21 protein-coding genes are annotated in these 20082 nt (G+C 66.3%); 7 read left to right on the forward strand and 14 right to left on the reverse strand.

All coding sequences use genetic code 11. From position 1 onward, the window contains the following. The 8 genes from HV793_RS05395 to HV793_RS05430 all read right to left on the reverse strand — a co-directional run bounded on the left by HV793_RS05395 (position 1) and on the right by HV793_RS05430 (position 7933). Positions 1-807, reverse strand: a complete 807-nt coding sequence (locus tag HV793_RS05395) for a CbbQ/NirQ/NorQ/GpvN family protein (protein ID WP_175212791.1) — start codon at positions 805-807, stop codon at positions 1-3. 69 nt (positions 808-876) lie between these two features. Beyond that, positions 877-1914: an aliphatic amidase gene (locus HV793_RS05400; RefSeq protein WP_054455211.1), complete on the reverse strand. Its 1038-nt coding sequence runs from the start codon at positions 1912-1914 to the stop codon at positions 877-879. Positions 1915-1939: 25 nt separating this feature from the next. Further along, on the reverse strand, positions 1940-2629 hold the full coding sequence (gene urtE, locus HV793_RS05405) for an urea ABC transporter ATP-binding subunit UrtE (RefSeq protein WP_125473289.1): 690 nt from the start codon (positions 2627-2629) through the stop codon (positions 1940-1942). Positions 2630-2643: 14 nt separating this feature from the next. Continuing rightward, positions 2644-3405 carry an urea ABC transporter ATP-binding protein UrtD gene (urtD, locus tag HV793_RS05410; protein ID WP_082401110.1) on the reverse strand — a complete coding sequence of 254 codons (762 nt, stop codon included), beginning with the start codon at positions 3403-3405 and terminating at the stop codon, positions 2644-2646. Positions 3406-3437: 32 nt separating this feature from the next. After that, positions 3438-4484 carry an urea ABC transporter permease subunit UrtC gene (gene urtC, locus HV793_RS05415; protein ID WP_175212792.1) on the reverse strand — a complete coding sequence of 349 codons (1047 nt, stop codon included), beginning with the start codon at positions 4482-4484 and terminating at the stop codon, positions 3438-3440. 4 nt (positions 4485-4488) lie between these two features. Continuing rightward, entirely contained in the window at positions 4489-5391 is a 903-nt protein-coding gene (gene urtB / locus HV793_RS05420) for an urea ABC transporter permease subunit UrtB (protein ID WP_217481756.1), read from the reverse strand. Positions 5392-5460: 69 nt separating this feature from the next. Next, a complete protein-coding gene (gene urtA, locus HV793_RS05425; RefSeq protein WP_175161221.1) occupies positions 5461-6654 on the reverse strand; it encodes an urea ABC transporter substrate-binding protein in 1194 nt (397 codons plus the stop codon). A gap of 355 nt (positions 6655-7009) precedes the next feature. After that, positions 7010-7933: a LysR family transcriptional regulator gene (locus HV793_RS05430; RefSeq protein WP_125473357.1), complete on the reverse strand. Its 924-nt coding sequence runs from the start codon at positions 7931-7933 to the stop codon at positions 7010-7012. A 100-nt stretch (positions 7934-8033) separates the two neighbouring features. On the opposite strand from HV793_RS05430, the gene pcaD reads away from it, so the two are divergent. Next, positions 8034-8831, forward strand: a complete 798-nt coding sequence (gene pcaD / locus HV793_RS05435; protein WP_175212793.1) for a 3-oxoadipate enol-lactonase — start codon at positions 8034-8036, stop codon at positions 8829-8831. Between the two features lie 4 nt (positions 8832-8835). Here pcaD and HV793_RS05440 read toward each other — a convergent pair whose 3' ends face one another. After that, positions 8836-9738, reverse strand: a complete 903-nt coding sequence (locus tag HV793_RS05440) for an NAD(P)/FAD-dependent oxidoreductase (protein ID WP_054455224.1) — start codon at positions 9736-9738, stop codon at positions 8836-8838. A 124-nt stretch (positions 9739-9862) separates the two neighbouring features. Here HV793_RS05440 and folB point away from each other — a divergent pair, with 124 nt between their 5' ends. Both folB and ttcA read left to right on the forward strand, forming a co-directional pair. After that, positions 9863-10222, forward strand: a complete 360-nt coding sequence (gene folB / locus HV793_RS05445; protein ID WP_008164827.1) for a dihydroneopterin aldolase — start codon at positions 9863-9865, stop codon at positions 10220-10222. 2 nt (positions 10223-10224) lie between these two features. Next, positions 10225-11193: a tRNA 2-thiocytidine(32) synthetase TtcA gene (gene ttcA, locus HV793_RS05450; RefSeq protein WP_054455226.1), complete on the forward strand. Its 969-nt coding sequence runs from the start codon at positions 10225-10227 to the stop codon at positions 11191-11193. Positions 11194-11256: 63 nt separating this feature from the next. Here the strand turns inward: ttcA and HV793_RS05455 are convergent, their stop codons facing one another. The 5 genes from HV793_RS05455 to apaG form a co-directional block, all read right to left on the reverse strand. Continuing rightward, entirely contained in the window at positions 11257-12213 is a 957-nt protein-coding gene (locus HV793_RS05455) for a D-2-hydroxyacid dehydrogenase family protein (RefSeq protein WP_125473354.1), read from the reverse strand. A gap of 61 nt (positions 12214-12274) precedes the next feature. Further along, positions 12275-13072 carry a DsbC family protein gene (locus HV793_RS05460; protein ID WP_054455230.1) on the reverse strand — a complete coding sequence of 266 codons (798 nt, stop codon included), beginning with the start codon at positions 13070-13072 and terminating at the stop codon, positions 12275-12277. Between the two features lie 142 nt (positions 13073-13214). Next, positions 13215-14384 (reverse strand): UbiH/UbiF family hydroxylase, encoded by a 1170-nt coding sequence (locus tag HV793_RS05465; RefSeq protein WP_054455232.1) that lies wholly within the window; start codon positions 14382-14384, stop codon positions 13215-13217. Further along, a complete protein-coding gene (gene mltA, locus HV793_RS05470) occupies positions 14381-15682 on the reverse strand; it encodes a murein transglycosylase A (RefSeq protein WP_054455234.1) in 1302 nt (433 codons plus the stop codon). Before mltA ends, HV793_RS05465 begins: the two co-directional genes overlap by 4 nt. A 38-nt stretch (positions 15683-15720) precedes the next feature. Next, on the reverse strand, positions 15721-16095 hold the full coding sequence (apaG, locus tag HV793_RS05475) for a Co2+/Mg2+ efflux facilitator ApaG/CorD (RefSeq protein WP_039882644.1): 375 nt from the start codon (positions 16093-16095) through the stop codon (positions 15721-15723). Between the two features lie 129 nt (positions 16096-16224). On the opposite strand from apaG, the gene rpe reads away from it, so the two are divergent. The 4 genes from rpe (at position 16225) to HV793_RS05495 (ending at position 20078) form a co-directional block, all read left to right on the forward strand. After that, positions 16225-16953, forward strand: a complete 729-nt coding sequence (rpe, locus tag HV793_RS05480) for a ribulose-phosphate 3-epimerase (protein ID WP_054455236.1) — start codon at positions 16225-16227, stop codon at positions 16951-16953. Positions 16954-16968: 15 nt separating this feature from the next. After that, positions 16969-17676 (forward strand): phosphoglycolate phosphatase, encoded by a 708-nt coding sequence (locus tag HV793_RS05485; protein WP_054455239.1) that lies wholly within the window; start codon positions 16969-16971, stop codon positions 17674-17676. 258 nt (positions 17677-17934) lie between these two features. Further along, positions 17935-19455 (forward strand): anthranilate synthase component I, encoded by a 1521-nt coding sequence (trpE, locus tag HV793_RS05490; protein ID WP_054455241.1) that lies wholly within the window; start codon positions 17935-17937, stop codon positions 19453-19455. Positions 19456-19511: 56 nt separating this feature from the next. Beyond that, positions 19512-20078: an aminodeoxychorismate/anthranilate synthase component II gene (locus HV793_RS05495; protein ID WP_054455244.1), complete on the forward strand. Its 567-nt coding sequence runs from the start codon at positions 19512-19514 to the stop codon at positions 20076-20078. Positions 20079-20082 lie beyond the last annotated feature (4 nt).

Genomic DNA, 20082 nt, shown 5'->3' on the forward strand with positions numbered 1-20082 from the left:
TCATTCCAGGTTCGCGTCGACCAGCGCCCGCAGCGCCGCGGCCATGTCGGGGTCGTCGGTCAGCGCGCGCGTCATCGTCATGTCGCAGCTCTCGGCGGGGCTGACGCCGTCGCGGATGAGGATGCCGGCGTAGATCAGCATGCGGGTGGACACGCCCTCGTCCAACCCATGGCGCTTGAGTTCGCGCGAACTGTGCGCGATGCGCACCAGCCGCTGCGCCAAGCCGGTGTCTATGCCGGCCTCGTGCGCCACGATCTCCGCTTCGCGCCCGGGCTCCGGATAGTCGAAATCCAGCGCCACGAAGCGCTGCCGGGTAGAGGGCTTGAGATCCTTGGCGCTGCTCTGGTAGCCGGGGTTGTAGGACACCACCAGTTGGAAGTCGGGATGGGCCCGCACCACCTCGCCCTTCTTGTCCAGGGGCAGGATGCGCCTCGCGTCGGTCAGCGGATGGATGACCACCGTAGTGTCCTGGCGCGCTTCGACGATCTCGTCCAGGTAGCAGATGCCGCCATGGCGCACGGCCTGCGTCAGCGGGCCGTCGTGCCATGCGGTGCCGTCAGCGTCCAGCAGGTAGCGGCCCACCAGGTCGGAAGCGGTCATGTCCTCGTTGCACGCCAGCGTGACCAGCGGGCGTCCCAGCTTCCAGGCCATGTACTCCACGAAGCGCGTCTTGCCGCAACCGGTGGGCCCCTTCAGGATCATGGGCAGCCGGTGCGCGTACGCATGTTCGTACAGCGCGGTTTCCCGCCCGGAGGAACGGTAGAAGGGTTCTTGCGCAATCCGGTAGGTTTCGAGCGGAGACGGCACGGTTCATGTCCTCGGGAATCGTCCGTCCGGCGCGGCGGGCCGGACGGACCGGATGGTCGGCAGGCACGCCTAGCGGTGCTTGGCGTCCTCGTTGGGGATGCCGTCCATGGGGCACTCCGGCGTACCCACGGTGGACCGCGTGAAGGATTCGACCATCTTGCGTGTGCCCTCCGGATCGTTGATCCAGTTGGCGTAGAAGTTGTACGGGCATGCCGCGACGCCGGTGGCCTCTTCGCCGGAATTGATCTTGCCGGTGTAGCCGCGGTGCACCAGCTTGAACAAATGGTTCTGCGACTGCATGTTCTTGCGCGCGTCGCGGATCAGGCTGGTGGAGAGCTCGGCGTACTGCACGCCCATGTCTTCTTCACCGCATTCGCCCAGCGTGCGGCCGTCGAAGCCGATGATGGCCGAATGGCCGAAGTAGGAATACACGCCGTCGAAGCCCGCGGCATTGGCCACCGCCACGTAGACGTTGTTCATCCACGCCATGGCCTTGGACACCATGACCTGCTGGTCCTTGGCCGGGTACATGTATCCCTGGCAACGCACGATCAGCTCGGCGCCGCGCATGGCGCAATCGCGCCAGATCTCGGGGTAATTGCCGTCGTCGCAGATGATGAGGCTGATCTTCAGTCCCTTGGGGCCTTCCGACACATAGGTGCAATCGCCCGGATACCAGCCTTCGATCGGCACCCAGGGCATGATCTTGCGGTACTTCTGCACGATCTCGCCCTTGTTGTTCATCAGGATGAGCGTGTTGTACGGCGCCTTGTTCGGGTGCTCTTCGTGGCGCTCGCCCGTCAGCGAAAACACGCCCCATACGTTGGCCTTGCGGCAGGCGTCGGCGAACACAGCAGTCTCTTCGCCCGGAATGGCCGAAGCGGTTTCGTACATTTCCTTGGCGTCGTACATGATGCCGTGGGTGGAGTACTCGGGGAAGATGACCAGGTCCATGCCGGGCAGGCCGCGCTTCATGCCCACGACCATGTCGGCGATCTTGCGGGCGTTCTCCATCACCTCCGCGCGGGTATGCAGCCGCGGCATCTTGTAGTTCACGACGGCCACGCCCACGCAATCGTTGCTGCTGGAGATATCTCCGTGTCTCATGACAATGCTCCTCGGTGGTTGACGGTCATACCGTCAGGAAAGATCTGACTTTGTCCTGGTCCAGGCTCTCGCGGCAGGCCTCGTGCACGATGCGGCCCCGGTCTATCACCAGGAAGCGGTCGGCCAGGTCCAGCGCGAAGCTCAGCATCTGTTCCGACACGACGATGGCGAAGCCGCGCTCCTCGCGCAGCGCGTTCAGCACCCGTGCGATGTCCTTGATGATGGAAGGCTGGATGCCTTCGGTGGGCTCGTCCAGGATCAGCACGCGCGGATCGGAAATCAGCGCGCGGGCGATCGCCAGTTGCTGCTGCTGCCCGCCGGACAGGTTGCCGCCCTTGCGCCGGCGCATCTCGTGCAGCACCGGGAAAAAGCGGTACAGGTATTCCGGCACGGCCTTCAGGCCGCTGCGCTCCGCGCCGGTCAGGATGTTCTGCTCCACGGTCAGGAAGGGAAAGATCATCCTGCCTTGCGGCACGAAGGCCAGCCCGTTGCGCACGCGCTGGTAGCTCTCCATGCCGGCCAGCTCCACGCCGTCCAGCCGGATGCTGCCCGAGCCCGACCGCAGCATGCCGATCAACGCCTTGAGCAAGGTTGTCTTGCCCATGCCATTGCGGCCCATGATGGCCACGGATTCCCGGGGCGCAACTTCGAAGCACACATCGTGGACGACGTGCGATTCGCCGTAACTCACGTTCAACCTGTCGATCCGGAACATGGCGCGTCCTCCTCTCAATGGCCCAGGTACACGTCCAGCACACGCGGGTCGGCCTGCACTTCGCCCACCGTGCCTTCGCTCAGCAAACGTCCCTGGTGCAACACCGTGACCTTGTGCGCGATGCGCTTGACGAAATCCATGTCGTGCTCGATGACCACCATCGACTTGCCGCGCGAGATGCGCGCCAGGAGCTCGGCCGTCTGTTCACGTTCGCGCGGACTCATGCCGGCCACGGGTTCATCCAGCAACAGCAGCTGCGGGTTCTGCATCAGCAGCATGCCGATCTCCAGCCATTGCTTCTGCCCGTGGCTCAGGCGGCCCGCCTTCTCCGCCAGGCGGTCCTGCAGGAACACCTGTGCGGCCATGTCCTGGATACGCTCGCGGATTTCCGCCGTGCGCCGGAACCGCAGCGAGCGCACCACGCCGTGCGCGTTCGGCAGCGAGATCTCGAAGTTCTCCAGCACCGTCAGGTCTTCATAGACCGACGGCGTCTGGAACTTGCGGCCGACGCCGGCCCGCACGATGTCGAATTCCGCCATGCGCACCAGATCGCGGCCCTGGAACATAACGCGGCCCGCCGATGGCCGGGTCTTGCCGCAGATGATGTCCAGCAGCGTGGTCTTGCCCGCGCCATTCGGGCCGATGATGACGCGCAGCTCATCCTGCGCCACGCGCAGGCTCAGGCCGTCCACTGCGCGAAAGCCATCGAACGAGACCGTCAGGTCCTCGACGCTCAGGATGGCGCCGGGCGCCGGGCGGTCGCTGCTCATTTCCATGCTGGCGGGCTCCTGCAGGTCCAGGGTGGCACTCATCGCGCGCTCCCCGCGGCGCGGCGCGCCTGAATCTGGCCGAACACGCCGGCCAGGCCGTTGGGCATGACCACGACGACCGCGATGAAGATGGCCCCCAGGAAATACAGCCAGACTTCCGGAAACGTCTCTGACAGGTAGGACTTGAGAAAGCCGATCAGCAAGGCCCCGACCACGGCCCCGGGAATCGACAGCCGGCCGCCGACGGCCGCATAGATCACCATCTCGATCGACGCCACCACGCCAATGGCGCCCGGAGAGATCAGGCCTACCTGCAGGGTGAAGAAGGCGCCGCCGATGGAGGACAGGACCGCCGCCACGCAAAAGATGCAGGCCTTTACGTGCGCGGTGTCGTAACCCGAGAACCGCACGCGATCTTCGCGGTCTCGGATGGCGATCAGGATCTTGCCCAGCCGGCTGCGCACGATGGCCAGCGCCGCCAGCATCGCCACGACCAGTGCGCCGGCTTCGATGAAGTACAGCGCCTGCTTGCCTTCGTCGCCGACGATGTCCCAGCCCAGCAGCGTGCGGAAGTCGGTAATGCCGTTGGCGCCGCCCGTGTCCCCCTGCTGGCCGATGATGAGCACGGTCAGCGTCATCGCCAGGGCCAGGGTCACGATGGCGAAATACACGCCGCTGACCCGCTTGCGGAAGATCGCCAACGAAAACAGGTACGAGGCCAGTCCCGGCAGGACCACGATCAGCAGCAGCGTCAACGTCAGCGAGTGGAACGGTTGCCACCAGACAGGCAGGCTCTCCACGCTGCTCCACACCATGAAGTCGGGCAGCTCCGGCGCGGACGCCTCCAGCTTCAGGAACATGGCCATCATGTACCCGCCCAACCCAAAGAAAATGCCTTGCCCCAGGCTCAGCACGCCGCTATAGCCCCAGGTCAGCACGATGCCTATCGCCACGAAGGCGAACGCCATGTACTTGCCGACCAGGTTCAGCCGGAACGGATCCAGCGACAGGGGCAGGACGGCCAGGATCAGCGCCGCGACCAGCAGGATCGCGATCTCTTCGGTTTTCCGGTGCAGGGTCTTCATCGCATCACCCCCGAGTCTTGTTGGCGAACAGCCCGTTCGGGCGGAAATAGAGGACCAGGATCACCAGGACGAGGATCGTGACCTTGGCCATCGAACCGCTCATCAGGTACTCCAGCGTGGTCTGCGACTGTGCGATCGCAAGGCCGGAGAACGCCGTCCCCAGCAAGCTCTGCACGCCGCCGAACACCACGACGATGAATGAATCCACGATGTAGAGCTGGCCCGTGCCGGGGTTGGTCGATCCGATCATGGTGAAGACGCAGCCCGCGATGCCCGCCAGGCCGGAGCCCAGCGCGAAGGTCAGCGCATCCACGCGCCGCGTGTTGATGCCGACGGCGCCCGCCATCGCGCGGTTCTGGGTGACGGCGCGCACGCGCAGTCCCCAAGCGCTGCGGTAAAGCAGCAGATACACGCCCACCGCCACCAGCAGCGTCAGGCCCAGGATGAAGATGCGATTCAGCGGGAACTGCAGGTCGGGCGTGGGCTCCCACGCGCCGCTGAGCCAGGAGGCCAGCGGCACGCTGACCTCCTGCGCGCCGAACAGCGAGCGATAGGCCTGCTGCAGGATCAGGCTCAGGCCCCAGGTCGCCAGCAGCGTGTCCAGCGGACGGTTGTAGAACCAGCGGATGAAGCCGCGCTCCAGCACATAGCCGAATGCGAAGGTGACCAGGAACGCCAACGGAATGGCCGCGAACAGGTAGACGTCCATCCAGCCCGGCGCCCAACGCTGGAACGCCACCGAGACCAGATAGGTGGTGTAGGCGCCCATGGCCATCAGCTCGCCGTGCGCCATGTTGATGACGCCCATCAGGCCGAACACGACGGCCAGGCCGATCGCCATCAGCAGAAGGATGCTGAACAGGCTGATCCCGTTGAATAGCTGCATTGCCGCGATGTCGATATTCATGGTCACGTTCCTGGCTGCGCCGGCGGCAAGGCCGCCGGCCAAGGGCTTGCGCGCATTGGCAAGCGCGGGCTACAGCTTCGGAAAGGGATTGGGCTCGATCAGGTCGGCCGATTCCCAGACAATGTCGAACTGCCCGTCCGGCCTCGCCTTACCCACCCGAACCTTCTTCCAGACGTGATGGTTGGTCTCGTGCACGCGCACGGTCCCCTCCGGCGCCTGGAGCGTCAGCCCGGCGGACGCGGCGATCACCTTGTCGGGATCGAACGAACCGGCCTTTTCCACGCCGAGCTTCCACAGGTACACGCTGTTGTAGGCAACCTCCATCGGGTCGCCGATTACGCGGTCCTGGCCGTACTTGGCCTTGAAGGCCTTGACGAATTTTTCGTTGGCCGGATTCTGCAGGCTCTGGAAGTAACCCATGCAGGCGTAGTAGCCCGCCGCGTTGTCCTTGCCGATGCCTTCGATCTCGTTTTCGGACACCACGGTGGACAGCAGCACGACGCGCGTGCCGTCCAGGCCGGCCGCGCGCAGCTGCTTGTAGAACGCCACATTCGAGCCGCCCACCACGGTGCTGTAGATGCACTCGGGCTTGGCGGCCTTGATCTTGTTGATGATGGAAGAGAACTCGGTGTGGCCCAGCGGCGCGTACTCCTCGCCCACCACCTTGGCATTCATGCGGGCGATGGCCGGCTTGGCGATCTTGTTGCAGGTGCGCGGATAGATGTAGTCGGAGCCGACCAGGAAAAAGGTCTTGCCCTTCTCCCGCGCCATCCACTCCACCGCCGCGATCACGGACTGCGTGGCTTCCTGCGACGGATAGAACACCCGCGCGTCCTGTTCCTGGCCTTCGTAATAGGTGGGGTAGTAGAGCAAGCCTTTGCTGCGCGCGAGCACCGGCAACAGCGCCTTGCGCGAAGCCGAGGTATAGCAGCCCACGATGGCGGCCACCTTGTCGCGGTCGAGCAGCTTGCGCGCCTTCTCGGCAAACACGGCATTCTCGCTCGCGCCGTCTTCGACCACGGGTTCGATCTTGCGCCCCATCACGCCGCCCGAGGCGTTGATCTCTTCGATCGCCAGCTTCTCCGCGTCCACCAGCGACGCCTCGGCGATGGCGATGGTGCCGGACAGCGAATGCAGCAGGCCCAGTTTGACTGTGTCTTGGGCATAGGCCTGGCGGGGCAAGGCTGCCATCCCCGACGCGGCGCTCAGTAGGACCATGGAGCCGCTGTGCTGCAGAAAGCGGCGGCGGTTGTATACGCTCATCGTTGCGCTCCTGTGCGTTTCTGAAGGCAAGCCTCCGGCTGGGGCTTGCACGCAAGCCCTGAACTGCCCGGGATTGGGCAGGCGCCTTTGCCCACCACATCACGACGACTGCCGTCCGCCCGCTGCCTGCCACGTTTCTTCAGGCAAAGCTGCGCCCACGGCGCAGCGAAACGCCATTCGAAGAAAAGCGATGGACAAACGGAAAACGAAAAGGCCCGAGCCGGAAATTCCGGCTCGGGCCTTTTTGCCCTACGCCTGACTGGCAACACTGGCAGTCGGCGAAAATTTGAAGACGAACTTGCGTCTGGAAGGCATTCTGAAGAAGCGTGTGGCGCTATGCCATGCGTATTTTCCCTTAGCGGCTGCGGCTCGCTGCCAAGGCGCGGCGCAAAGCTGGCGCGGCATTCTGCAGGTAGCGCCACAAGCGGTTCGAGACCGGACCCTGCGCGCGGTCCGTGCGCCGCGCCGCGACCAGTTCTTCGACGCTGCCCGGCAGATGGCGGTTGGCAATCGAGATCAGGCGACCGTCCCGCAGTTCCTCATCGACGAGAAAGCGCGGCATGTGGCCCCAGCCCATGCCTTGCAGGATGATTTCCTTCTTCATCAGCTGGTCCGCCACCGTGCACTGGCGCGCGCCTTCCACGGTGAAGTAATCCTGCGGCGGCGTATGCCTGGCGGTGTCGCGCATGACGCATTGCGTGTAGTCGCGCATCAGCGCGGGCTTGATAGCACGCGGCACGGGCTCACGCAGAAAGCCGGGCGCCACCACGGGCACGAAAGGCACCTTGGCCAGGTCGACCCATTCAATGCGGGCATCGTTCTTGTCGACGCGATGCAAGATGAGGTCGGCCTCGCCGTCGTAAAGGCGTTCCAGAGGCCCGGACACGGCCTCGAAGTGCAGGTCCAGGCGCGTGGCCTGACAGTCGGCGAAAAAGCGGCTCAAGAGACCCAGCACATAAGGGCGCGGACAGAAGTCGCCGATCACGATGCGCAGTTCGGTTTCCTCGCCCATGGCCAGTTGCTCGGCGTGCGCGCGCAAGGCGGTCAGCTCGCGCAGCAGCGATTGCGCGCGCGCATGGAACGACTGCCCCGCGGCCGTCAGGCTCACGCGGTAGCCGCTGCGGTCCAGCAAGGCCAGACCCAGCTGCCGCTCCAGCTTGGCCACGGCGGCGAACACCGCCGGGTGCGAGCGGTGCAGCGTTGCCGCGGCCGCCTGGAAGCCGCCGTCGCGCGCCACCGCGTCGAAGCATTGGAGATCGTGCAGCGTGAATTCGCTCATGTCTGTTTTTCCGACAATGATTGTGCGAACTTTGTAATTTTTTCTTTAACGACGCGCAACTACGATTTGCCTCACACCCGTCACCCAGAGGCGAATCATCATGCAAGACATCTCCCACTACACCGCCGGCGACGGCGCCCGCATCGCCTACCGCTACGATGGCCGCGCGGACCTGCCCACGCTGGTGCTGGCGAACTCCATCGGCACCAACCTGCACATGTGGGACGCGCAGATTCCCGCGCTGACACGCCACTTCCGCGTGCTGCGCTACGACTACCGCGGCCATGGCGCGTCCAGCGTGCCGCAAGGCCCCTACTCTCTGGACCGCCTGGGCCGCGACGTGCTGGAGCTGATGGACGGGCTGGGCGTCGAGCATGCGCATTTCCTGGGCTTGTCGCTGGGCGGCATCGTCGGACTATGGCTGGGCCTGCACGCGCCGCAGCGCATCGACCGCCTGGTCCTCAGCAATACCTCGGCCTATCTGGGACCGGCGCCGCAATGGGACGAGCGCATCGCCGCCACGCTGCGGGCAGAGAACATGTCGGAAACGGCCGAGACCTTCCTGAAGAACTGGTTTCCCGCGGCCTGGCTGCAGCAGAGCAATCCCGCCGTCGAACCGTTCCGCGCCATGCTGCTGGACACCGACAAGCATGGCCTGGCGGGCGCATTCGCCGCGGTGCGGGACTTCGACCTGCGCCGCACCATGGCGCTGATCCCCAATCCGACGCTGGTCATCGCGGGCCAGCACGACACGGTCACCGCGGCCAGCCACGGCGAGCAGATCGCCGCAACCATCCCCGGCGCCAGGCTGCTGACGCTGCCGGCCGTCCATTTGGCGAACATCGAACTGCCCCAGGCCTTCGAGGCCGCGGTGCTGGAGTTCCTGCTCGAAGGCTGAAGAGCTAGTCCGCGCCGCGCTCCCAACGGCGCTGGATGGCCTTGGCCGCGACCACGCCGTCGGCCATGGAGGTCACCACGCAGGGATGCATGCGGTGCGCCACCTCGCCCACGGCGTAGATGTCGGGCACGCTGGTCTCGGCGGTGGCGAAGTCCGTGCGGATGTAGCCGCGCTCGTCGCGGGCCAGGTGCAGGCTGTCGGCAAAGCCGGCCTGAGGCTCCCAGCCGTAGAAGACCAGGATCAGGTCGTACTGCTTGCCGTCCACGCTGCGGGTGGCGGGGTCCACCTTGTATGGGCCGATATGCACGCCTTCGCGGCCGGCGCGCGTCACCCATTGCTGTTGGGCGCGGACGCTGCGGGCATAGAGATGCACGCTGCGGGCGCCGCGGTTGCGCACGTAAACGTAGTTTTCGAAGGCGTTGTCGCCCCCGCCCAGCACCGCCACCGACAGGCCCGAATAGTCCTGCGCCACGATGGGCGAGCCCGGGCCGATCAGCACGCCGGGCCAGGATGCGCCCGGCGGGTGGTCCGGCAGCCCCTTGGCGCGCACGCCCGAGGCGATCACCAGGGTGCGCCCGCGCACCAGGGATTCGGCGCCGTCTGCGTCTGCCAGCGTCGCCTCGATGCCGCCTTTGCAGGGACGCACCCCGGTTACGCGGGTTTCCAGGCGCAGCGGCACGCCGGCCGCGCGCACGCTGGCGTCGATGTTGGCAGCCACCTGCTGTCCGGTCACGCCCGGCAGCACGGCGATCCAGTCGTCGGCGAAGGGATTGTCATTGCCCAACCCGCCCAGCCGGGGGCCAGCCTCGACCAATAGCGGGGACAGGCCCAGGCGCGCCAACCACAGGGCGCAGGAAGCGCCGGCCGGGCCGCCGCCTACAATGACCGAATCGTGCATCTGTTGCATTTCACCCCTTATTGACTGCGCCGGCGCCTCACGGACGCCCGGACATGGCCGGATTGTAGCCAGCGCGCCGCCCCCGTTCCGCTGTCGCCTTACAATTCCGGGCTACCCCACCCAGGTTTTCATCATGCCTACACGCCGCATCATTCTTTCCGGGCTTGCGCTCGACGCCCGCATCGGCATCCTCGAGCACGAGCGCCGCGCCACCCAGCCCCTGCATGTCGACGCCGACTTCGACGTGGACATCCAGCGCTCGGTCGACGACCACGACATCCACAGCGTGCTGGACTACCGCCGGCTGCGCGAGGCCATCGTGGAAGAATGCACGCAGGCGCACGTGAACCTGATCGAAACCCTGTCGGAGCAGGTCGCGGCGCGCCTGCTGGCCGACTTCCAGGAAATCCGCGCGCTGCGCCTGCGCATCAGCAAGCCCATGGCCTTTTCCGACTGCGCGGCGGTAGGCGTGGAAATCCAGATCACGCGTTGACCATGAACGATATCGCTACCCCTGAGGTGCGCTTTCGCACCGAGGCCGAAGAAAAGGCCCGCCACGAAGGCAACAAGCTGACCAAGCGCCTGGCCCGCGAAACCACGCGCGCCCTGTCCGACTACAACATGATCGAAGCAGGCGACCGCGTCATGGTCTGCCTGTCGGGCGGCAAGGATTCCTACGCGCTCCTGGACATCCTGCTGCAGCTGCAGAAGCGCGCCCCCTTCAAGTTCGAGCTGATCGCGGTCAACCTGGACCAGAAGCAGCCGGGCTTTCCCGACCACATACTGCCGCAGTACCTGACGGAACTGGGCGTGCCCTTCCACATCGAGACGCAGGATACGTATTCCATCGTCACGCGCGTGCTGGAAGAGGGCAAGACCATGTGCTCGCTCTGTTCGCGCCTGCGCCGCGGCATCCTGTACCGCGTCGCCTCTGAACTGGGCGCGACCAAGATCGCGCTGGGCCATCACCGCGACGACATCCTGGGCACGTTCTTCCTGAACCTGTTCTACGGCGGCAAGGCCAAGGGCATGCCGCCCAAGCTGGTGTCCGATGACGGCCGCCACACGGTGATCCGCCCCCTGGCCTATGTGCCGGAAACCGACCTGATCGCCTACGCGGAGCTCAAGCAGTTCCCCATCATTCCCTGCAATCTCTGCGGTTCGCAAGAGAACCTGAAGCGCAAGGAAGTGGGCCGCATGATCAAGGAATGGGACAAGCAGCATCCGGGCCGCTCGTGGAACGTGTTCAACGCGCTGTCGCGCGTGGTGCCTTCGCACTTGATGGACCGCGACCTGTTCGACTTCGTGGGTTTGAAGCCTACTGGCCAGCCGGACGCCAATGGCGACACGGCGTTCGACGCCGAGGATCCGCAGGAAGATGCTGGCGAAGCCTGTGGCGATACGCCGCAAGCGCTGGAGCCCGGCGCCATTGTCGAAAAGAAGGTGACGTTCACGCGCAGCTGAAAACTGCGCGCAGAAATGAAAAAGGCTGCCCTGCGCAGCCTTTTTCATTTGCAGGCGCTACGCCTACGCGTTCAGCACGCGGATGGGCTTGCCGGCTTTCCACGCCTTCACCGCTTCCAGCGCATTCTGATAGAAGGCTTCGAAGTTCTCGCGGCTGACGTAGCCCAGGTGCGGCGTCAGGATCACGTTGTCCAGGTCCCGCACGGAATCCGTGGGCGACAGCGGCTCTTCGGGATAGACGTCCAGGCCGGCGCCGGCGATGCGGAACTTCACCAGCGCGTCCATCAAGGCTTCCTGGTCCACCAGGCCGGCGCGCGAAGTGTTGACCAGGTACGCGGTCGGTTTCATCGCGGCCAGCGCGGCCGCGTCGACCACATGGCGGCTGCGCTCGGACAGGATCAGATGCAGGCTGACCACGTCGGACGTGGCGAAGAGTTCGTGCTTGTCCACCCGCTTCACGCCCGCCGCCTCGGCGCGCTCGTCGGTCAGGTTGGGGCTCCAGGCCACCACGTCCATGCCGAAGGCCAGGCCTACCTTGGCGACCGCCGCGCCCAGCTTGCCCAGGCCCAGCACGCCCAGGCGCTTGCCTGCCAATGGTTCAGGCATGGCCGTCTGCCACATGCCGCGCCGCATGGCCGCGTCTTCGGCCGGCAGGTGCTTGAACAGGCCCAGGATGTGCGCCCAGGCCAGTTCGGCCGTGGCGGTGTTGGCGTCGGCGCTGCCGGGCGCGCCGCAGACGATGATGCCCTGCCCGGCGCAGGCCTGCATGTCGATAGCGTTGTTGCGCATGCCGGTGGTGACCAGCAGACGCAGGTTCGGCAGGGCGCGGATCCGCTCCGCGGGGAACGGCGTGCGCTCGCGCATGGCGACAATCACGTCGTAGGGTTCAAGCGTGGGCTCGACCTGTTCTTCGGGAATGAAGTTGTTGAAGATCTGCACCTCGGCGTCACCGCCCAGCGAGGTCCAATCCGCATAGCGCTTGGCTACGTCATGGTAATCGTCGAGTATTGCGATTTTCAAAAGCTGTCTCCGGGGGCTTGGCGCCTGTGGCGCCAGCCTCCCGGCCGGCGCCGCGCGCCGGTCAGTTCAAGCGGGCTTTGAATTGCTCCAGCGGCAAGGCGCCGCTGACGCGCGAGCCGTCTGCAAAGAACGTGGTCGGCGTGCCGCGCACCATCAGCTTCTGGCCCAAGGCCAGCAGCTTGTCCTCGGGCACGTCGCAATTGGCGGTGGCGGGCTTCTTGCCGCGCAGCATCCAGTCATCCCAGGTGGCGCCCGGGTCCTTCGAGCACCACACATCGCGCACCTTGTCCTTGGAATCGGGCGACAGGATGGGATAGAGGAAGGTGTAGACGGTGATGTTGTCGACGTTTTCCAGCGTCTTGCGCAATTGCTTGCAGTAGCCGCAGTTGGGGTCTTCGAAGATAGCGACCTTGCGCGAACCGTCGCCCTTGACCTGCTTGATGGCGAGATCCAGCGGCAACTGGTCGAACGACACGGCGCTCAGGCGTTCCTGCGTTTCGCGGGTGACGTCGCGGCGCGTCATGGCGTCGATCAGCGGACCTTCCATGACCCACGTCACTTTTTCATCCGTGTAGATGAGGTCCATGCCCAGCTGCACTTCGAACAGGCCGTAGGGCGTGCGGCGCACGGCCGTGACGTCCATGCCGTCGAAACGCTGGCGGAAACGCTCCTTGACCGCGTCCGCCACGGGATCGGCCGGCGCCACCTGGGTGGTGGAGTAGCTCTTGTCGCCCTTGGCGGGCTGCCCTACGGACTGGGTGGAGACAGACTTGTCGCCCTGGGCCGCCACGCCGGCGGACATGCCCAGGCCCGCGGCCAGGAAACAAGCCGCCAAGGTGGCGGATATGCGGAAATTCATCGGTACTCCTGTACTCATCTATCGTGTTCTTGTGCGGAAAGGGTAACCGATCCGCGCCTGGGCGAATCCGGTCTGCGGGCAGGCGCCCCCTAAGGATCAGACAATCCGCCCGCGGGCGAGGTTCCGCGGGACCGATCCGGCCCTAGTTGGCCGAGGCCCCGGTTATCAGGCGGCGCTTGATCAAAGGCGCCCGCTCTACCCAGTGCATGCCGGCATTGCGCAGCCAGACCAGCGGCGTCGCCCGCGACGCGAACAGCTTGTGCAAGCCGTCAGTGGCCAGGCGCATGGCCAGCACCGGCTCGGCGCGCGCGCGCTGGTAGCGGTGCAGCACGCGCAGGTCGCCCGCCGAGCGATAGGCTTCGCGGCCCGCGACCACGCGGGCCAGCGCCTCGACGTCGCCCAGGCCCAGGTTCAGCCCCTGGCCCGCCAGCGGGTGCAGGCGGTGGGCCGCGTCGCCCGCCAGCGCGATACCCGGCGCAACCATCTGGGCGCGCTCCAGCGTCAAGGGAAAGCCATGCAGCTTGCTGCGGACCTTCAGCGCGCCCAGGCGGCCTTCGGCGGCGTCGGCCAGCAGGGTTTCGAGGCGAGCGGCCTGCTCCTCGGGCGGCAGGGCCAGCAGTGCCTGGGCCAGCTCGGTGCGCATGGACCAGACCATGGAAACCTGCGGACCGGCAGAGGTATCGGGCAGCGGCAGCAGGGCCAGCACGCCGTCGTCTCGGAACCACTGGAAAGCGGTGCCCTGGTGCGGACGCTCAGCGTCCAGGTGCACCACCAGGCCCGTGTCGTCGTAGGACACGGATTCATGCTTCAGGCCGGCGGCCTCGCGCAGCGGCGACGCCGCGCCATCGGCGCCCACGAACAGCTCGGCCTCGATGCGCGCGCCGCTTTCGGTGTCGATGGCGCCGTCGCGGTAACCCGTGCAGCGGTCCTCCAGCCAGGGGATGCCGAACATGCGGACCGCCTGGATCAGCACGCGCTCGATTTCGCCGGACTCGACGATCCAGGCCAGCTGCGGCAGCGCCGCCTGCCAGGCGCTCAGGTTCACCTGGCCGTCGGCGTCGCCGTGGATTTCCATGGCGTTGACCGGCGTCAGCCGGGACGCGGGCATGGCGTCCCACACGCCGAGCTCGGCCAGGAAACGCTGGCTGGCGGGCGAAATGGCATAGACGCGCGGGTGGTAGCGGTCGGGATCGGCCGGCGGCACGCTGGCGCGCGGCGCCAGCACGGCCACGCGCTGGCCGCGGCGGGCCAGCGCCAGGGCAGTGGACAGGCCGACGATGCCGGCCCCGCAAACGACGATCTGATGGCTCATCTTGCGCTCGGCTCCCCAGCCTGTTTCGGCCACAGCACCCACATCTGGCCGCGTTGCTTCATGCGGCCGGCCTGCTGGCCGGCGTCGTCGCCGTAGCCCCAATAGAAGTCGGCGCGCGCGGCGCCGCGGATGGCCGTGCCCGTGTCCTGGGCCAGCACCAGGCGCTGCAGCGGCCGGTCGGACGCCGGATAGGTCGTGGCCAGGAACACCGGCGTGCCCAGCGGCACGAAACCCGCGTCGACCGCGATCGAACGCATGGGGGCCAGCGGCACCGCGTAGGCGCCCTTGGGACCTTGTTCCGGATCGACTACCGCCTCTTCGCGGAAGAACACCACCGCCGGGTTGGCGTTGAGCATTTCCGGCACGCGCTTGGGATTGCGCTGGGCCCAGGCGCGGATGTTCTGCATGGAAGCCTGGTCGGCCGACAACTCGCCGCGGTCGATCAGCCAGCGGCCGATGGAGGCGTAAGGCTGGCCGTTGTGGTCGGCATAGGCCACGCGGATGGTCTTGCCGGAATCGGGACCGTCGGTCAGCTGCACGCGGCCCGAGCCCTGCACCTGCAGGAAGAAGTTGTCGACGGGGTCATCCACCCACACCAGCACAGGCGGACGCCGGCCGGAGGACTCGATGGCGGCGCGCGAGTCATAAGGCACCACCCGCTTGCCGTCCAGCTTGCCGCGCACGCGCTTGCCCGCCAGTTCCGGATAGATCGAGCCCAGGTCGATGGTCAGCAGGTCCGCGGGCACGGTGTACAGCGGCCACTGATGGCTGCCGCCCTGGCGGCGCGAGCCGCGCACCAGGGGCTCGTAATAGCCTGTCACGGTGTTGGTGGCCGGCTTGCCGTCGGCGGCGTTCAGACGCCAGGGCTGCAGATAGGTCTGCAGGAAGCGGCGCACGCCCTCGCCATCGCCCGCGGCAGGCGCGCGGGACGGATCTGCGGCGGCCGCGCAGACCGGCTGCCAGGCCCGCGGCGTGGCGCGCGCGGGCGCGGCCAGGTTGCCGCTGGTCGGCCGCATCAGGCCGCGGCAATTGCGCAGGAACAGAGGCCAGAAGCGCGACAGGTCATCGTTGGTCCAGCCGGGCATCTCGGCCCAGTTGGCCGCCTTGTACTTGCCAGCCAGCGCACGCGGCGGAGTATCGGGCAAGGACGCCAGCGACGGCACCACCAGCGGGCCGTCGGCCGCGGGCGCGGACGGGCCGGGGATGCCGGTCGAACCGGAGTCGGGAGGAATGTCAGAGGGGGTGGAACATGCCGCCAGCAATACGGACAGCACGGACAGACTGAGAATGCGCTTCATGAGCAAATGAAAAAACGTGCGACGGATGGCCGGGCCATTCAATGCAGGGTACGCGGCATGGCCAGGACGAATTCGGAGATCGGCACTTCGAACGGTATGCCGTTCTCGCCGACGCAGTGGTAGGTGCCGCGCATCGTGCCCACCGGCGTGGGCAGGGGACAGCCGCTGGTGTACTCGAAGGTTTCGCCGGGCGCGAGCAAGGGCTGCTGGCCCACGATGCCCAGCCCGCGCACTTCCTGCACGCGCTGGTTGCCATCGGTGATGATCCAGTGGCGGCTGATCACCTGGGCGGGATGCTCGCCGGTATTGGTGATGCGGACGGTATAGGCGAACACGAACTGCTGTTCGCCAGGATCGGACTGTTCAGGCACGAAGCGCGGAGAGACAGAGACGCTCAGGTCGTAAGGTTTCACAGTCCTTCCCTGTGTGGTGCTGGCGGGCGGCCGTGGTACGGCGCCGGACGCTGGAAAAGACGCGGTTCCCGGACCCGCCGGGCCGGGCCATTCCCGGTACCGCGCCTCAAACTGCAATAATGGCACATTATGCCCTCCCCGATCCCGAACATCATGTCTACCCAACAGGCTTCCACCCGCATCACCCCCAGCATCCTGTCGGCCGACTTCGCCCGCCTGGGCGAGGAAGTCCGCAACGTCGTCGCCGCCGGCGCCGACTGGATCCACGTGGACGTGATGGACAACCACTATGTCCCCAATCTGACCATCGGCCCGATGGTGTGCGCGGCCATCCGCCCCCACGTCCAGGTGCCGATCGACGTGCACCTGATGGTGGAACCGGTGGACGACCTGGTGCCGATGTTCGCCAAGGCCGGCGCCGACTACATCAGCTTCCACCCTGACGCCAGCCGCCACGTGGACCGCACGCTGTCGCTGATCCGCGAAAACGGCTGTAAGGCCGGCCTGGTGTTCAACCCCGCCACCCCGCTGTCCTACCTGGACTACGTGATGGACAAGATCGACCTGATCCTGATCATGTCGGTGAATCCGGGCTTCGGCGGCCAGAGCTTCATCCCCGGCGCGCTGACCAAGCTGCGCGAGGCGCGCGCGCGCATCGACGCCTGGACGCAGGCCGGCGGCCAGGAAATCGTGCTGCAGGTCGACGGCGGCGTGAAGATCGACAACATCGCTGAAATCCGCCGCGCCGGCGCCGATACCTTCGTGGCCGGCTCCGCCATCTTCGGCAAGCCGGACTATGCCGGCATCATCAAGTCCATGCGCGAACAGATTGCCATCGGCGAAACCACCGCCATCTAAGCTCCGGGAACCGACATGACCGCTTTTCGCGCCGCGCTGCTGGACCTGGACGGCACCCTGCTGGATTCGATTCCCGACCTGGCCTTCGCCGCCAACGCCATGCGCGTGGAGCTGGGCATGTCGCCGCTGCGCGAAGACGTGGTGGCCACCTTCGTGGGCAAGGGCGTGGACAACCTGGTGCGCCGCAGCCTGGCCGGCAGCCTGGACGCAGCCGACCCCACCGCCGCCGAGTTCGATGTCGCCCGCGCCGCCTTCTATCGCCATTACCACCTGTCCAATGGCGAAAAAGCGCAGATCTACCCTGGCGTCATCGACGGCCTGAAGCTCATGCGCGAGCAAGGGCTGAAGCTGGCCGTCGTCACCAACAAGCCCACCGAATTCACCCTGCCGCTGCTGCAACGCACGGGCCTGGCGGGCTTTTTCGATGCCGTGGTCTGCGGCGACACCTGCGAGCGCCGCAAGCCCGATCCGGATCAGGTGGTGCATGCCTGCGACCTGCTCGGCGTCGCTCCGCACGAAGCCGTGACCATCGGCGATTCCGTCAATGACGCGCAGGCGGGCCGCAGCGCAGGCACCCAGGTCCTGGTCGTGCCTTACGGTTACAACGAAGGCCGGGACGTGCGCGAGCTGGATGTCGATGGTATAGTTGACACGCTAGTCGCCGCCGCCCAGTGGGTCGCGCTCTGGAATCAAAACCAGAACGCGGCAAAAACAGGCTCCTGAACAACGGCGGCTCACCGCGAATTCAATACTGAACAAAGCTCAATGAACGTTTCCATCCAGAACCAAATGCTCGGCGCCTCGTGGCGCTGGTGGCGTTTGTCTTCCGGGTGGCGATGATCCCTCCCGGCCCTGGACGCGTATGCCGCCTAGTGCCGTAGCTGTGTAAACACAGAGCCAAGCCCGGAACCAGTAACCTGGACCGGGCTTTTTTGTTGCGCGCCTGGTCCGATAGCAGATAAATCGCTCACGAGACCCGACATGACCGAAATCGAATTCAAGGCCCTCGCCGCACAAGGCTACAACCGCATCCCGCTGGTCGCCGAAACCTATGCCGACCTGGACACGCCGCTGGGCATCTACCTGAAGCTGGCGCACGCCGGCCCCCAGGGCGGACGCATGACCTGCCTGATGGAGTCGGTGGTGGGCGGCGAACGCTTCGGCCGTTATTCCTTCATCGGCCTGCCGGCCCGCACGGTGATCCGCGCCAGCGGCACCCGCACCGAGGTGCTGCACGACGGCAAGGTCGCCGAAACCCATGACGGCGATCCGCTGGCCTTCATCGAGCAATACCAGAGCCGCTTCAAGGTCGCCCTGCGTCCCGGCATGCCGCGCTTCTGCGGCGGCCTGGCGGGCTACTTCGGCTACGACACCGTGCGCCACATCGAGCCCTGCCTGGGCCCGGCGGTCAAGCCGTTCCCCGCCGGCATGGAAGGCGGCACGCCCGACCTGATGCTGATGCACGTGGACGAGCTGGTCATCGTCGACAACCTGGCCGGCCGCATCTACCTGATGGTCTACGCGGACCCGGGCCAGCCCGAGGCCTACAGCCGCGCCCAGCAGCGCCTGCACGACCTGCGCGCCCGACTGCGACGCCCGGTGGAAATTCCCTACAGCCACGCCAGCATGCAGACCGAAGAGCGGCGCGACTTCAAGAAGGAAGACTATCTGGCGGCCGTGCACCGCGCCAAGGAACACATCGCCGCCGGCGACCTGATGCAAGTGCAGATTGGCCAGGTCATCGCCAAGCCCTTCCGCGATTCCCCCCTCTCCCTCTACCGCGCCCTGCGGTCGCTCAATCCCTCCCCCTACATGTACTTCTGGAACTTCGGCGACTTCCAGGTGGTCGGCGCGTCGCCGGAAATCCTGGTGCGCCAGGAACGCGTGGTGGAAAACGGCGAACCCAAGTCGCAGATCACGATCCGTCCCCTGGCCGGCACCCGCAAGCGCGGCGGCACGCCCGAGGAAGACGCCGCCCTGGCCGCCGAACTGAAGGCCGATCCCAAGGAAGTGGCCGAACACGTGATGCTGATCGACCTGGCGCGCAACGACGTGGGCCGCGTGGCCCAGGTGGGCTCGGTCAAGGTCAGCGACACCATGGTGATCGAACGCTATTCGCACGTGATGCACCTGGTGTCCAACGTCACCGGCACGCTGAACCCGGGCATGAGCAGCATGGACGTGCTGCGCGCGTCCTTCCCCGCAGGCACCCTGACCGGCGCGCCCAAGGTCGAGGCCATGAAGATCATCGACGAACTGGAACCCGTGCGCCGCGGCATCTACGGCGGCGCGGCCGGCTACCTGAGCTACGGCGGCGAAATGGACGTGGCCATCGCCATCCGCACCGGCGTCATCAAGGACGGCACGCTGTACGTGCAGGCCGCCGCCGGCATCGTGGCCGATTCCAACCCTGAAGCCGAATGGGCCGAAACCGAAGCCAAGGCCCGCGCGGTGCTGCGCGCAGCCGAACAGGTGCAGCACGGCCTGGACGAGCCCATCTGAGGCCCCGCCCCCACCGGACATATCCGGGCCGCCGGGCGGCCCCACAGGAGAATTAAATGCTGTTGATGATCGACAACTACGACTCTTTCACCTACAACCTGGTGCAATACTTCGGTGAACTGGGCGAAGACGTGCGCGTGGCGCGCAACGACCAGATCACGCTGGAAGAGATCGCCGCCATGAACCCGGACCGCATCTGCGTGTCGCCCGGCCCCTGCTCGCCGGCCGAGGCAGGCATCTCGGTGCCCGTGATCCAGGCCTTCGCGGGCAAGAAGCCCATCCTGGGCGTGTGCCTGGGCCATCAGGCCATCGGCGCGGCCTACGGCGGCGACATCGTGCGCGCGCAGCAGATCATGCACGGCAAGACCGTGCAGATCTCGCATACCGGCACGGACATCTTCACCGGTCTGCCCACCCCGTACACCGTGATCCGTTACAACTCGCTGACCATAGACCCCGCCACCCTGCCCGACTGCCTGGCCGTGACGGCGACCGCGCCGGACGGCGACATCATGGGCGTGCGCCACAAGACCCTGCCGCTATACGGAGTACAGTTCCATCCCGAGTCGGTGCTCAGCGAGCACGGCCATGCCCTGCTCCGCAATTTCCTGAACCTCGCCTAAGAAG

It is taken from the genome of Achromobacter aegrifaciens (assembly GCF_902859965.1).
Lineage (GTDB): Bacteria > Pseudomonadota > Gammaproteobacteria > Burkholderiales > Burkholderiaceae_B > Achromobacter > Achromobacter aegrifaciens.